Source organism: Brevibacterium pigmentatum, assembly GCF_011617465.1.
Lineage (GTDB): Bacteria > Actinomycetota > Actinomycetes > Actinomycetales > Brevibacteriaceae > Brevibacterium > Brevibacterium pigmentatum.
The window spans coordinates 3,024,847-3,038,814 of record NZ_CP050153.1; the positions used below are offsets into that span (position 1 = coordinate 3,024,847).

The following is a 13,968-nucleotide window of genomic DNA, read 5'->3' on the forward strand; positions in this document are numbered from 1 at the left end:
GCGCTGAGCTATTGCTCGTCCCCGAAGACATGACGCCGCTGCTCGGCGTGGAACTCAGCCTCGGCCGGGTCGGGCCGGTCCTGCGCTGTCATCATTCTGTGCCAATGCGGATAATAGGCAGGTAGCTGAGACGCCGCAGTGATCCGATCCCGGGCGTCTGCCGGAAGCGTCAGCTCAGCGGCGTCGAGGTCTTCAGTGAGGTGATCGAACTTCCGGGCCGCGATCACCGTGCCGTCCACGCCCGGCCGATCAAGGATCCAGGAGATCACGACCTGCGGGATCGACCAGCCCAACTCGTTCGCAATCTGAGCGAAGAGTTCGATGAGGTCAAAGGCCCTTTTCCAGTCGGTGACGTGGGGCTCCGGCCAGCCGGTTCCCTGTCGGGTGTCCGAGGGCGTCTGCCGGCCGCGTCTGACCTTCCCGTTGAGGAGACCTTCGCCCAGCGGGCTCCAGCCGAACGTCGCCACGCCCAGGTCACGAGCGGCCGGGATCATCTCGTATTCGATCTCGCGTGCCTCGGGCGTGTAGTACACCTGCTGTGAGATCGGGCCTTCGAGGCCCGCCAGCTGCGCTTCGTAGACGGTCTTCGTCAGCTGCCAGGGACTGAAGTTCGAGACTCCCCAATACCGGATCTTCCCGGCCCGGATCATCTCGTTGACGGTGGCGATGGTCTCCGTGATCGGCGTCTGCCCGTCCCATTGGTGGATGTAGAGCAGATCGAGATGATCTGTGCGCAGTCGTTGCAGACTGTCCTCGACTGCTCGCGTCAGATGCTGTCTGCTTGCCCCGGAGTCGTTCGGGCCGTCCCCGGTGGGCATCCGCGCCTTGGAGGTGAGGATGACTTCATCGCGTTTGTCGCCCATGATCTCGCCGAGGACTCTTTCCGCGTCCCCGGCCGAATAGAGGTTGGCTGTATCGATGAAGTTCACTCCACGGTCCAGAGCCTCGCGGAACTGGCGTCGAGCGTCATCTCCGCAGACGCCCGCGATCCTCTCGAATCCGCCACCGGATCCGAACGGAATAGTCCCCAGAGCCAGCCGTGAGACGCGCAGGCCTGAGTTCCCGAGTCGGGTGTAGTCCATGAGCAGCTCCTCCTCGCCATATCGTCGGGTGAGCACGTGTGCCGACAGTGGTCCACAATTTCAGAACGACGACGTCCTCGCTACCCCTCCCGCGAATTCGCTCAAGCCACTACAATCCGTGCGTCCGGACACGGCGGGCGAACTGAAAACGTCGGTCAGGGCCTGCTGTCGTTCAGAGATCATCCACCGACTTGGAGTCGGACTGTCTCCCACCGGCCCGCTTCTCACTCTTGTCGATGAGGTGGGCTCCGACGAGGTCCCCGGTGATATTGATCATCGTCGCCCCCATCCCGAGCAGGACGTCTACACCGGCGACCAGTGCGACGGTCTCGAGCGGGAGACCGGCTTGCTGCAGCAGTATCGTCAATCCGATGAGCCCGGCGCCCGGCACTCCTGCGGTGCCGATCGAGACGAACGTGGCTGTGAGGACGATCGCGCCGAGTTCGAGCACGGTCAGGTCATGGCCGGCGATATTGGCAGCCAGCACCACCGACGCCCCCAGGCGGATGACAGCCCCGTCCATGTTGATGGTCGCGCCCAAAGGGATGACGAAGCCTGCGACCTCTTGGAGGATGCCTGCTTTCCTCGTAGCCTCCAGCGACACAGGGATCGTCCCGGAACTGCTCTGAGTCGTGAACGCCGTGGCCATCGGCGCACCGGCGACGCGGAAGAACCCGCCGACCGGAATCCGGTTGAACAGCAGCAGCGGAATATAGATGAGGAGGATCTGCGCGGCCAAGCCGGCGTAGACGACGCCGGCCAGTTTGCCCAGTGCCGCCAGCGCATCGAGTCCTTGGCTGCCGATATCGCTCGCCACCAGGGCAGCGATACCGAACGGCGCGAATTGGAGGATCCCTGCGAGGATGCGGAACGTCATCTCCTCGGCCGCGAGCACGAGGTCGTACAAGAGCTTCCCGAAACCGCAGATCGTCGAATCGGATGATCGGCGCATACCTGCCATCGTGATGCCGACGACTATGGCCACGAAGATCAGAGCGAGGATGTTGCCGTCAACCAGAGCCTTGAAGATGTTCTCGGGGAATACGCCGACGAGCTGATCGACGAATGAAGGTGCCTCGGGTGTCTCTGCGCCATTGTCAGGACGCTGGAGCCCCGTCCCCGGATTGACCAGAAGCGCCAGTGACAGACTGATGACGACGGCGGCGATCGTCGTGAGGATATAGAAGGCGAAGGTCTTGAAAGCGACCCTGACGAGGTTTCCGGAGCGGGTGCTGTTGACCGCGTGGATCAGCGTCACCATGATGATCGGGATGACGATCAGTTGGAGGAGGTTGAGCAGGATGTCACCGATCGGTGACAGCACCTGTGCCTTCTCTCCGAAGACGAATGCAACGAACAGTCCCAGAACGAAACCGGCCGTCATCTTCAAGAAGAGAGCTGTATCCCGGTAGCGGCGCCAGATGCGGAGGAAGATTCGTGACATGTTCTGCGTCTCCGTGCTCAAAGGTTCCTCGTGGAGGGCTTGCAGTCCGCGACGATGCCGACTGGTTGCCACTCTAACCCATCTGCGCACCGGCGCGGGCAGAGATCTTTCGCAGGCACCGCACCCGATCTGAGAATCCGCCGATGAGGATTTCGCCTCCGTCGCGCTGCGTCCCAAAGCTGAAATGGGCGTGCAGTACCGTTGAAGGGCTGTCAGAGGAAAGGGAGCACAATGGCCAGAGTCCACAAGCATAAGGCTGAGCGACCGTCACTGCGCAAGAGATCGGCGGTATCGACGACGGTCCCCGCGGAACCGATGCTCTTGAGCCGGCGGATCATCGACAGCGAACCGCAGGAGATGAGTGTGGTCCGGTCTTTCGCCGAGGCGCTGTCCGCACCTGAGCTGGACGACTCCGACCCGTCTGTTCCCGGTTCGATCACACAGGTCGTGATCCCCAGTTCTGCCCCCGAACTGCTGGCGGAGATTGCTTCAACATGGGACCTGCATCCTGTCCTCGTCGACGACCTCTTCCACGCGAACCAGCGAGCCAAGGTCGAGCGCTACGAAGATGTGCTCTTCGTCGTTCTGAAATCAGCTGTCTACATCGACGCGAAAGAAGAAGTCGAGTTCAGCGAGTTCCACCTGCTCATGAAGGACGATGTGCTCGTCATCATCTGTCAGGGAGACCGCTTCATCGACGGCACTCCGATTCCGGCGGATACAGATGGCGTCCGGGAGTACTTCACCGACGAGAGGCGAAGCTGGACGAAGGACCGCGAACTGCTCGCGCTTGGACCAGAAGCGCTCATCTACCGACTTCTCGACACCGCGGTCGATGGGTACTTCCCTGTTCTCGACGGTTTGCAGGACGACAAAGACGGGATCGAGAGACAGGTCTTCAGCGGCGATACTGCCGCGGCTGAGCGCATCTATCTCCTCACCCAAGAGGTCATCGACGTCCTGCACAACTCCACCCACCTCAATCGGCTGACGCAGGCGCTAGGCAATGGAGCAGCCAAATACGCAATTCCCGACGACCTTCGCGCCTATCTCGATGACGTGACGGATCACCTCACCAGAGTCCTTGCCGAAGCCGGAGAACTGCGCGAAGCCCTGTCGCAGATCCTCAACGTCAACTCCACTCTGGTCGCTCAACGTCAGAACGAGGACATGAAGAAGATCTCCGGCTGGGCGGCGATCCTCTTCGCCCCCACCCTCGTCGGCGCGATCTACGGAATGAACTTCGACGATATGCCCGAACTCCATTGGGCTTTCGGCTACCCAATGGCATTGGGGCTCATGCTTGGGTTGGGCGTCGTCCTCTACATCGTCTTCCGAGTCAAGAAGTGGATGTGAGAGCGGTCGAGATGATGCGACCGCTGAAGTTTCCATGCTTGGTCGAGTAGAGATGCAACTTATCTGAAGACGTGAAAGCTGAGTCTTCGTTGCAAGCAATACGCACTCTTTCGAAGCCTCGATCAAAGACGAGGTCGAGGGAGAAGTCGACATATCCGTCGGTGATCGGGCGCATTCGAGAATGTGGAATCTCGGCCGTGATCAGATCTTCGCACCGCTCGGCTTCGACTCGTCCGAAGAAGGTTCCAGTCCGCGACTTCCAGGAGACGAACATCTGCTTGGGCATGCTTTCCCGAATCGCAGAAATTCTCATTTCGATGGAGATTCCGTTCGAAGTCACTTCGGCGGTGTGAATCTCTGCGCGAGCGTTCTCGGTACGGACGATTGGGGCGAACGACTGTGCCGACAGCACCTCTCCCCACCGTCGGACGATGGGATCGTGAAAGAAGTCCGCGGCCCGCGCGACGGCGTTTCGGCGCATCGTCGTAACCTCGCCCTCTGACAGCGACAGGAATGTCGAGATTGCAGCGGACAGTCCTTTGACGTCGCCAGGTGCGACGAGGAATCCGCTGACCCCGTGTTCGATGATGTCTGCGGGGCCGAAGTCCACCGCATAGCAGATGGGGATGCACCCGGCCGACATGCTTTCCAACACCACCAGCCCTTGGCCTTCGAATCGACTCGTCAAGAGACTGAACGAGCTGGAGAGAAAGTTCGACTTCGCTCCATCCACGTGGCCGTGCAGTCTGACGCGGTCGACTGCGTCTTTGCTCTCGATGAGCTCGGTGAGCATCGGTCTGTCTTCGCCGTCTCCGAACACGTCGAGTGTCACCTGTTGATCATTGGCTGCGACGTCCGCAATGGCTGCGATCGCATCTTCCACGCGTTTCTGAGGAGACAGACGAGCAATCATGGAACCTTTATGGCGAGGCCGTGGTCGGTCGGGGTCTCCATGCAGATCGTCCGTCAGGTTCGACACTGTCGTGAGCTTTCCAGCTGACAGGTCCAGCCTCTCCATTGCGTATCTCTGCGAATCGGTGAGCGTGGTCGTCACATCGAAGGCGTCAAGATGGCGAAGGTAACCGAATTTCTCTTCAGCCAACGCCCCTGTGGCCTCATCATCCGCATCGGCAAGAAAGTGATTGTGATTGACCATGCAGAGAACCACATTGTCGCGCCGATACTCGTGGATGAAATTGCCGACGAAGGCCGAGTCACAGATGAGGTAAGCAGGTTTATCCCCGATGACGACGTCGAGCCATGCCTGATAGAACTCTCGCGCCGTTGACCATTGCGCGATCACATTCTGCTCACGGTCGGACAGCGTGATCCGGCGACCGCCTCGGCGTCCGGCCTTCTTCATGTCCTGACGATCAATGACAAGCAGATGCCCGCGATCATGGTATCTGTCAGCCTGGAGCAGTCTTCCTTCGGAATCTTTCCTCAGTTCAGTCCATTCCTGACCGGTCCGATCCAGGACATCATCAGCCGCTGATGGATCGGGTTCGATCGTGCCGATCATTCGCCGCAATTTCCGGTCGGACCACGTTGTGAGGTCCTGCCACAGGTTGCGGATCTTCACCCTGCGATCGATGGCCCCGGCTTCACGGAGCTCGCGCTCCCGGTCAAGGCCTTTCATCTCCGGACTCAGAGTCAGAATCTCCACGTGCCGGTTGTCGAGTCGAGCGAAAGCGGAGCTTCGCTCGAGCGCGACCGTGGTCATGCCTCCGTAGTCATAGCCGATTGTCCAGGTCAGGGTGAAGTAATTGCCTTCGGGCAGGAGACCACGATGAGGGAAGCGGTGGGGATGAGAGCGCCTCGGAGATGCTTTGGGGATGCTGTTCACTACAGAAATATTAGTCGAGCGTGACAGCCCCGACCGTCGACACACCACAACTGATAGGTGATATGCATTTCACGAGGCACCTTTGCGCATTCGGCTGCACAGGGCCGTTCACTATGCGGACGGCCGGTCGAAGAACAGTCTGCGTTCCCTGACGAGGATGATCACAGAGAGGACGAGCATCAGGCCGGTCTGAATGATCTTCGAGTCCGGGGCGGTCATGAAGATCTCAGCGGACATATTCGCCGAGGCGTGGAAGATCACCGGGACGAGGATGCTGCGTCCGCACCGAAAATACAGCCAGTTCATCACGAGCACGAACGCCACCATCGAGACCGGGAAGTTCAAGGTCTGCAGCACACCTGATTCGACGACCTCGTTCTGGTAGTAGCCGTCGATGAACGACAGCGGCACATGCCACAGCGCCCAGATGAGGGTGAAGAGCATCGACGCCGAGAACACCCGCATCTTCCTCACCAAGGTGTCGGTGCCATAGCTGTGCCAGGCGAGCTCTTCGATGACGGCGGCCCCGATGAGCGTCACCCAGACCGGCATCAGCCCCGTGGAGAAGGTGAACCCTCCCCGCAATCTGAACTGACCTGGGTCGTAGCCGAAGAAGAGAGACAGCCCTTGAGCTGCCATCAGGGTCACAGGAACCAGGAACACCGCCGCGACAAGGAACGGCCACCGTGCAGAACTCGGCCACTTCAGCCTGTTGACGATGTCGGCTCGCAGCTCCGGCCGGTGCCGGACAAGAGCGAAGACCACGGCAAGAGGGGCGAACAGCCCCGCCAATGACAGCGCCAGGGTCGCGACGAGCACGGTCTGATTCTGCTCCGGCAGATGACTGAGGTAGGCGGCCGCGAACCAGAACGCCCACGGCAGCACTGTCGCCCACACATAGAACGCAACCGGGCGATCATATCTGTGCAGAATCTCTTCATCCTGGCGACCCCGTGTGGTGGCGGGATCGGCCGGAACGCTGCCGAGAGCGGGGTCGGTCACCATAGCGCAAAGAATAGAGTCCGGTCGGGGGCGATACCAGGGATGCACGTTCCTCACCACGATGTCCGCGAACGCGGACGGACGGCAGTGGGCGGCCGCCTCGGCGAGGTCATTCATTTCCCACCCGTTCGTCCACTCTGCCGATGACGTTCACAGCACCTTTGCCGCACGGTCGCCTGCGCTTCGTAGCGTCGCAGACGTGAATACACAGAGAGAGACATCCACACGCACCCGTCCGTTCACGATTCTCGCCACTGCCGTTCTCGCGGCTTCGGCCACCTTCGGTGCCGGCCTCGCGCCCGCGGCCGCCACCGGGCTCGGATCCGCCGGTGAAGCACCGGGACTCGGCTCCCCCAGCGATTTCACCGCCCCCGACAAGGTCGACGACATCGAATTCCCGACGACGATCTCCCACCGAGGCGGCGCCAACCTCTACCCGGAAGAATCCATGGAAGGATTCACCGCCTCGGCGAAGGACGGATTCCTCCCCGAGATGGACATCCAGTTCCTCGAAGACGGCACCCCCGTCCTCATCCACGACGACACCGCAGACCGCACCCTCAACGGCGCGACCGGACCCATCCGGGACCTCAGCCGTGAGGAATGGGACTCGGCCACGATCAAGCACCCGGCCGGCGGAGAGGAAGCCGCCACCGTCACCCTCGACGAACTCCTCGACGAAATGGGCGGCGAGGTCGTCCTGGTTCCCGAGATCAAGCCCGGGGCCACCCCCGAGGAGGTCGACCGGGTTCTCGACGAATTCGACGAACGCGGACTCAAGGACTCCCTCGTCGTCCAGTCCTTCGACTTCGAAGCGGCGAAGACGATCGCCGACCGCGGATACACCTCGCTCTACCTCATGGGCTCGACCATGCCGAAGGAATCACCGGCCGAGATCCAGGACGCCGGAATCGAATGGGTGGGACCGAGCAAGAACCTGCCGACGAACAAGATGCGCGAACTCGACAAGGCCGGCTTCCACGTCGCCCCGTACACGCTCGAGACTTCGAAGGACGGGCAGCGCCTGCCCGGGTTCATCGACGGCTACTTCACCGACGACGCCTGGACTGACTGAGTTCCTCGCACCGATGATCGAACAGCGGGATCCGGGAAAGGGTCGGAAAATCACCGCCGCGAGTGCCCGCGACGTTGAGTAGACTGCACGAATGGAGCCTCTCGAACGCGGCACCCCGATCCCGGACCCGCTGACACCCTATCTCGAGGTCGACCGCACCCAGCCGCGGCACGAATGCTGGGTGACCGGTCACATGGTCGCCGGTCTCGACGGAACCGCTGCCATTCACGGACGCGTCGGTGCTCTGTCGACAGAACCCGATCAGGACCTGTTCCGACGGATGCGACAGATCGCCGATGTCGTCATGGTCGGCGCGCAGACGGTTCGCAGCGAAGGCTACGCTCCGATGCGGCTGAGCGAGTCCGCCCGAGCGCAGCGTCGAACACGGGGACAGTCCGAGATGCCACCAGTGGCGGTCGTCAGTCGCAGCCTCGACCTCGACTGGTCGTCACAGGTCTTCACCGCAGCACCCGAGCACGCGCGCACCATCGTCATCACGTGTGCCAAGGCCGACCCGCAGCGGCTGGCGGCCGCCGAACAGGCGGCCACGGTCATCATCGCAGGTGTTGACCGTGTCGAACCAGTGGAGGCTCTGCAGGCTCTCGCCGGGCTCGGCTACCAGGTCGTGCTCTGCGAAGGCGGACCCCGGTGGCTCGGGGAGCTCGTCGCAGCGGACCGACTCGACGAACTGTGCCTGTCGATCTCACCGATGATGGGTGGTGATCCGCTGCCGGTGAGCATTGCGCCGCCCGGTGCCGGGATCGCACAGTTCTCGTTGAAGTCGACGATGGTCGCCGATGACACCCTCTTCCTCCGCTACGAGGCGAAACCGCCTGACGGAAACGGCTCATGAACACCATCGAGGCCCTCATGGGATCGGTCGATTCCCCACTCATCGTCGTCACAACCTCGGCGGAGGGCGAACGGGCCGGCTGTCTGGTCGGATTCCATTCGCAGGCGAGCATCGATCCGGAGCATTACTGCTTCTGGCTGTCGAAGGCCAATCACACCTACCGGGTGGCGCTGCGTTCCGAGCGTTTCGCCGTCCATTTCCCTACCACCGGGGACAGTGAGCTGGCCCGGTTCTTCGGGTCGCGCTCCGGATCGGAGACGGACAAGTTCGCCGGTCTTGACTTCACCGTCACCGAGGATGGGGTGCCCTTGCTCGCGGACCTGCCGAATCGCCTCATCGTCGAACGCATCACGATGCTCGACGACGGAGGCGATCACGTCTGCCTCACGGCCCGTGTGCTTGCGACCGAGACGAAGGGCGGCTTCGCGTCGCTGCGCCCTTCACAACTGGGAGACCTCAGCCCCGGGCACAGCGCCGAGGAACGGGCGATCCGCCCGTAAGCCGACCGCGTGCCGATCTGCTGTCAGCGATGACGGAACAGACGATCAGACACACTTCCTCCACACGGTAACAAGAGACAGCGTGGTCGATAACCCCTGTCGTGGCCGAGATTCCATCCGTAGCGTGGATCATCTCAGCGGGAGCAGAAGCCCCGCAGAGCGCTAAGGAGATGATTACGATGGCCACCGACATCAGCAGCCCGGTCAAGGACAAGAACTACAACCTCATCTGGGCGATCGAAGCGTCATTGAGCAATGTGTGGAAGCTCGAGACCTACGTCCAGGATGCTCGGGAACAGGGCGATGAGGAACTCGCCGACTGGTTCAGGAAGATCCAGGAGAACAACCGTACGGCCGGCCAGCAAGGCAAGGAGATGCTTCTCCAACGTCTTCAATGACGTCTAGACAGAGCCCCGGTTCGCCGGGGCTCTGGTCTGTCCGGACCTGCGACAGGACCTTAGACGCCCCGAGGCACGAGTACCGAACAGACCCCCTTGTGGCCCGGAGGAACATCGGTACTGTTGAAGCTATGACGACAATGGCAGAGGCCATTCGGGGTCGATAGCATGCCGACCGCGCATCATCCTCATCGCAACGCCATCGACCGTGTAGTAGTGACCTACCTTGCGGCTCTGCTCCTCGGCACAGGCCTGCTGATGCTGCCCGCAGCGACGTCCACTCCCGGCGGCATCTCAGTGCTGTCTGCGCTCTTCACCGCCACTTCCGCGATCAGCGTCACGGGCCTGGAGGTGCTCTCGACCGGCAGCGACTACACGTTCTTCGGCCAGGCCGTGATCCTCGGTCTCATCCAGATCGGCGGCCTCGGCGTCCTGCTGCTCACGACTCTTCTGGCCATGCTCGTCGCGGGAAAGGTCGGGCTCAGGCTCCGCGAGTCGGCCGCCGCCGAGGCCAAAAGCTCCGATATCGGAGGCGTCCGACCCATGGTTCTGCGGATCATCGGTCTCACCGTCGCCACCGAGGCGGCCGTTGCCACGATGCTGTTCCTTCGCTTCTCCACCCACTACGGCGAAGAAGCCGGAAACGCGGCGTGGGACGCGGTCTTCCATGCAGTCTCGGCTTTCAACAACGCCGGCTTCGGTCTCAGATCCGACAGTCTCGCCGGCTACGCCACCGATCCCTTCGTCTGTGGTCCCGTCGCCGCGGCCATCATCCTCGGCGGACTCGGCTATCCGGTGCTCATCGAGATCGTCCGCCGCTACCGGACTCCGCTGGCGTGGAGCATGACGACTCGTGCGATGGTCGCCGCCACTCCCGTTCTGCTCCTTGCCGGCACGGTGTTCATCGCCGCCGTCGAATGGAACAATCCCGGCACTCTGGGACGATTTGACTGGTGGGACAAACTGCAGGTGGCCGCATTCCAATCGACGACCACACGCACGGCGGGCTTCAGCACGGTCGATTTCGCGCAGCTGCACCCCGCCACCTGGTTCGTCATGGACATCCTGATGTTCGTCGGCGGAGGCCCGGCGGGAACCGCGGGTGGCGTGAAGATCACCACTGTTCTCGTGCTGCTGGCGATGACCTGGGCAGAGATCTCCGGAGGTACGGCAACGAACCTCTTCGGATCCCGTGTGGCACGTTCGGCGTACCGACAGGCGGCGACGGTGATCGTTCTGGCTCTCGCGCTCATCGCCACAGCCACCATCGTCCTCATGCTCGACGACCCGCGGCCCGGACTCGGCCGACTCCTCTTCGAGGTCATCTCCGGCTTCGGCAACGTCGGCCTGTCGACCGGCATCACCGCCGGACTGCCCGGAACGAGTCAAGCCGTCCTCATCACAGTGATGATCCTGGGGCGACTGGGTCCGGTGACCGTCGCTTCCGGACTGGCACTGCGGGCCCGCGCCATCCGCTACGAGCTTCCGGTCGAACGGCCGCTCATCGGCTGAGCCGGGTGACCGGCACCGCTGCCTCCCAGCCAGATCCCACGCACTCTCGGAAAGGAGACCGGAGATGAAGAGCAGAAAGTGGCGCACACGACCTGCGGCGTTCTTCTTGGGCAACCCCCACCCCCTGGCCAGGGACGGGGCGGTGGCCGTCATCGGGCTGGGCCGCTTCGGCGGATCACTGGCCACAGAACTGGCCGCCTACGGCGTCGACGTCATCGGCATCGACATCGACGAGGCGGTCGTGGCCCAATACTCTGACAAACTGGCCTTCGTCTCCCGGACGGATGCGACGGATGAGACCGTTCTGCGCCAGGTCGGCATCGAGGAGGTCAGCCGAGTGGTGATCGCCATCGGCAACGACGTCGAAGCCGGCATCCTCGTCGCTTCGAAGGTCCTCAAGATCGGGAATCAGCATATCTGGGCCAAAGCCGTCAGCCAGACTCATGCGGACATCCTCGGACAGTTGGGCATCGACAATGTGATCCGTCCCGAGAACGATATGGGGCGACGGACAGCGCATCTCATCCGCGGACACATGTCCGACTTCATGTCAGTCAGCGAAGATTTCGTGCTGGCTCGCACCGCCCCGCCAGTGCGCATCTCGGATTCACCCGCTGGCGTCCTTCGACATCAGACGCGAGTACGGGATCAGTGTCGTCGCATTCAGACGCGACGGTGAGGACACCTGGAACATCGCTGATCAGGATGTCACTCTCTATGCCAACGACGAGATCCTCGTCGCAGGATCTCCCCGCGAGGTGGAGGACTTCAGCACCCTCGACGAAGAGGACGACGAGGAGGGCTGAAGTCCTCGACCGGTCTCAGACCGCGACGACCTCGACGGGGATGTTGCCGCGAGTGGCCTTCGAATAGGGGCAGAGCTCATGGGTGCGGTCGACGAGCTTCTGCGCAGTCTCGGGGTCCACACCGGGGATGCTCACCTCGAGTCTCACCGACAGGCCGAAGCTCTCACCCTCTTTGCCGATCCCGACCTGCGAGTTGACGACGGACTTCGAGGTGTCGACGCCCTGTTCCTTGCCCGCCAGCCCGAGTGCGCCCTGGAAGCAGGCCCCGTAGCCGACGGCGAAGAGCTGTTCGGGGTTGGTGCCGCCGCCCGGTCCGCCCTGTTCCTTCGGTGTGCGCAGGTCGACGTCGACCATCTTGTCATCGGTGGCGCCGTGTCCGTCCCGGCCGCCGGTGATCTCCGCGCGAGCGGTGTACGCGATGCTCTCAGGTGTATTCACTGTCTGCTCCTCACTAATGCTGATGTCACAGGTCTCCCGAGACTAACGCAGTTGCCGCGTTCCCGTAAGGGGGCGCAGCAGCCCCTGGTCACAGTGCTAACCTGCCGGCCAGAAGCCGTTGAGACATTACGGAACAGAGACAATCGCAGACGGGAGGACAGACGCCGTGAACGAGTCCGATGAGAAGATCCCCACGCCCGACGGCATCGACATCAAGACGATGCCGCCCGGAGACAGACGCACACTCAGACGAGCCATCAGCGGCTCCGCCCTCGGAAATGCCGTCGAATGGTTCGACTACGGTGTCTACTCCTACGTCTCCGTCTACATCGCCAATGCGTTCTTCCCCGGCGAGTGGGGTGTGGCGCTCACCTTCGCCTTCCTCGCCCTCTCCTTCGTCTTCCGTCCCTTGGGCGGCTTCGTCCTCGGCCCCCTCGGCGACAAGGTGGGGCGCCAGCACATCATGGTTCTCACCATCATCATGATGACCATCCCGACGACGCTGATCGGCATCCTGCCGACCTATGCCACGCTGGGTGCGTTCGCTCCCATCCTCCTGCTGCTGTGCAGGATGGTCCAAGGCTTCTCCACGGGTGGAGAATACGGTGGTGCTGCTGTCTACATGGCAGAGTCGGCCCCTGATAAGCGCCGGGGCTTCTGCGGGTCGTTCCTCGAACTCGGCACTCTGGCCGGTACCGCCTCGGCGGCCCTGGTCTGCACCGTTCTGCTCGTCCTCGTCGGCAGCGACGGCATGGATGCCGGCTGGTGGCGGCTGCCGTTCCTGCTCACACTCCCGCTCGGCGGCATCGCCCTGTGGCTGCGGATGAAACTCGATGAGCCCGAGGCATTCTCCGCGGCGACGAGCCGACAGCAGACGACGAAGAAGCCCTTCCGAGATCTCTTCCGCGGTTACTCGAAGCAGATCACCATGCTCATGGCTTTCGTGGTCCTGCTCAACATCGGCCAGTACATGGTGCTCACGTATATGCCCACCTACCTCAGCAGCACATTGGGCCATTCGGAGGTCGAGAGCAACTTCACGCTCGTCATTGTGCTCGCGGCGATGATGGTCGTCATCACACCTCTGGGCCGGCTGACCGACACAATCGGGCGCAAACCGGTCCTCTACACCTCGGCGATCGGGTTCATCGTCCTCTCCGTCCCCGCGTTCCTGCTCATTCAGGCCGAGGGCGCCGGCCTGCAGATCCTGGGATTGGGCATCATCGCCCTGCTCCAGGTGATGCTCCAATCGTGTGTCTCGGCGACCCTGCCGGCGATCTTCCCCACACAAGTGCGCTTCTCAGGGTTCGCCATCGGCTACAACATCTCCACCGCGATCTTCGGCGGCACGACCGCGGCAGTGAATACCTTCGTCATCCAGAAGACCGGTTTCGAACTCTTCCCCGCCGTCTACCTCGTCGCCGCCGGTCTCATCGGACTCATCGGCATCCGCTTCTTCAATGAGACAGCCGGCCGACCCATCGACGGTGCCACTCCACCTGGCTCCGAAGACGAAGAGCTCGCCGAGATGGGCTACGACCTCATCGGCTTCAACGACAACGGCACCGACGATGACACCGGCAGCGGTGACAAGCAGGTTTCCCACTGACGTCGCCGCCGCTTCCCAAGCACCGGTCGGAGGTCCACGATGGAGTG

General features: G+C 62.3%; 14 protein-coding genes. 9 read left to right on the forward strand and 5 right to left on the reverse strand.

Annotation, left to right across the window (positions count from 1 at the left end):
- Positions 1-8: 8 nt before the first annotated feature.
- Entirely contained in the window at positions 9-1,082 is a 1,074-nt protein-coding gene (locus GUY30_RS13695; RefSeq protein ID WP_167198650.1) for an aldo/keto reductase, read from the reverse strand.
- A gap of 172 nt (positions 1,083-1,254) precedes the next feature.
- Complete coding sequence (locus GUY30_RS13700) at positions 1,255-2,526, reverse strand: dicarboxylate/amino acid:cation symporter (RefSeq protein WP_167198653.1); 1,272 nt, start codon at positions 2,524-2,526, stop codon at positions 1,255-1,257.
- Between the two features lie 231 nt (positions 2,527-2,757).
- Between GUY30_RS13700 and GUY30_RS13705 the strand changes: the two genes are divergently transcribed.
- A complete protein-coding gene (locus GUY30_RS13705) occupies positions 2,758-3,882 on the forward strand; it encodes a magnesium and cobalt transport protein CorA (RefSeq protein WP_167198656.1) in 1,125 nt (374 codons plus the stop codon).
- Here GUY30_RS13705 and GUY30_RS13710 read toward each other — a convergent pair.
- Entirely contained in the window at positions 3,866-5,728 is a 1,863-nt protein-coding gene (locus tag GUY30_RS13710) for a glycosyltransferase (RefSeq protein ID WP_167198659.1), read from the reverse strand. The two genes, GUY30_RS13705 and GUY30_RS13710, sit on opposite strands and share 17 nt — an antisense overlap.
- 111 nt (positions 5,729-5,839) lie before the next feature.
- Complete coding sequence (locus GUY30_RS13715) at positions 5,840-6,733, reverse strand: CPBP family intramembrane glutamic endopeptidase (RefSeq protein ID WP_208091423.1); 894 nt, start codon at positions 6,731-6,733, stop codon at positions 5,840-5,842.
- Positions 6,734-6,929: 196 nt separating this feature from the next.
- Between GUY30_RS13715 and GUY30_RS13720 the strand changes: the two genes are divergently transcribed.
- The 7 genes from GUY30_RS13720 to GUY30_RS17950 all read left to right on the forward strand — a co-directional run bounded on the left by GUY30_RS13720 (position 6,930) and on the right by GUY30_RS17950 (position 11,874).
- The gene (locus GUY30_RS13720; protein WP_167198662.1) at positions 6,930-7,805 is read left to right on the forward strand and encodes a glycerophosphodiester phosphodiesterase; all 876 of its coding nucleotides are present in this window, start codon (positions 6,930-6,932) and stop codon (positions 7,803-7,805) included.
- A gap of 91 nt (positions 7,806-7,896) precedes the next feature.
- Positions 7,897-8,658 carry a pyrimidine reductase family protein gene (locus GUY30_RS13725; RefSeq protein ID WP_167198665.1) on the forward strand — a complete coding sequence of 254 codons (762 nt, stop codon included), beginning with the start codon at positions 7,897-7,899 and terminating at the stop codon, positions 8,656-8,658.
- Complete coding sequence (locus GUY30_RS13730; RefSeq protein WP_167198669.1) at positions 8,655-9,158, forward strand: flavin reductase family protein; 504 nt, start codon at positions 8,655-8,657, stop codon at positions 9,156-9,158. The genes GUY30_RS13725 and GUY30_RS13730 overlap by 4 nt, the downstream gene beginning before the upstream one ends.
- A 101-nt stretch (positions 9,159-9,259) precedes the next feature.
- Positions 9,260-9,556, forward strand: a complete 297-nt coding sequence (locus tag GUY30_RS13735) for a hypothetical protein (protein WP_228281361.1) — start codon at positions 9,260-9,262, stop codon at positions 9,554-9,556.
- Between the two features lie 216 nt (positions 9,557-9,772).
- Positions 9,773-11,068, forward strand: a complete 1,296-nt coding sequence (locus tag GUY30_RS13740; protein WP_228281362.1) for a TrkH family potassium uptake protein — start codon at positions 9,773-9,775, stop codon at positions 11,066-11,068.
- A 64-nt stretch (positions 11,069-11,132) separates the two neighbouring features.
- Positions 11,133-11,747 (forward strand): potassium channel family protein, encoded by a 615-nt coding sequence (locus GUY30_RS13745; RefSeq protein WP_228281363.1) that lies wholly within the window; start codon positions 11,133-11,135, stop codon positions 11,745-11,747.
- The gene (locus GUY30_RS17950) at positions 11,716-11,874 is read left to right on the forward strand and encodes a TrkA C-terminal domain-containing protein (protein ID WP_266096064.1); all 159 of its coding nucleotides are present in this window, start codon (positions 11,716-11,718) and stop codon (positions 11,872-11,874) included. The genes GUY30_RS13745 and GUY30_RS17950 overlap by 32 nt, the downstream gene beginning before the upstream one ends.
- A gap of 15 nt (positions 11,875-11,889) precedes the next feature.
- Here GUY30_RS17950 and GUY30_RS13750 read toward each other — a convergent pair whose 3' ends face one another.
- Positions 11,890-12,312, reverse strand: coding sequence for an organic hydroperoxide resistance protein (locus tag GUY30_RS13750; protein ID WP_167198675.1), 423 nt, complete (start codon positions 12,310-12,312; stop codon positions 11,890-11,892).
- A 166-nt stretch (positions 12,313-12,478) separates the two neighbouring features.
- Here GUY30_RS13750 and GUY30_RS13755 point away from each other — a divergent pair, with 166 nt between their 5' ends.
- Positions 12,479-13,921, forward strand: coding sequence for an MFS transporter (locus tag GUY30_RS13755; protein ID WP_208091424.1), 1,443 nt, complete (start codon positions 12,479-12,481; stop codon positions 13,919-13,921).
- Positions 13,922-13,968 lie beyond the last annotated feature (47 nt).

Excerpts from the sequence above, each read along its gene's own strand:
- GUY30_RS13715 (WP_208091423.1), bottom strand. The coding sequence starts at position 6,733 with ATGGTGACCGACCCCGCTCTCGGCAGCGTTCCGGCCGATCCCGCCACC.
- GUY30_RS13700 (WP_167198653.1), bottom strand. The coding sequence starts at position 2,526 with ATGTCACGAATCTTCCTCCGCATCTGGCGCCGCTACCGGGATACAGCT.
- GUY30_RS13705 (WP_167198656.1), top strand. The coding sequence starts at position 2,758 with ATGGCCAGAGTCCACAAGCATAAGGCTGAGCGACCGTCACTGCGCAAG.
- GUY30_RS13695 (WP_167198650.1), bottom strand. The coding sequence starts at position 1,082 with ATGGACTACACCCGACTCGGGAACTCAGGCCTGCGCGTCTCACGGCTG.
- GUY30_RS13725 (WP_167198665.1), top strand. The coding sequence starts at position 7,897 with ATGGAGCCTCTCGAACGCGGCACCCCGATCCCGGACCCGCTGACACCC.
- GUY30_RS13745 (WP_228281363.1), top strand. The coding sequence starts at position 11,133 with ATGAAGAGCAGAAAGTGGCGCACACGACCTGCGGCGTTCTTCTTGGGC.
- GUY30_RS13730 (WP_167198669.1), top strand. The coding sequence starts at position 8,655 with ATGAACACCATCGAGGCCCTCATGGGATCGGTCGATTCCCCACTCATC.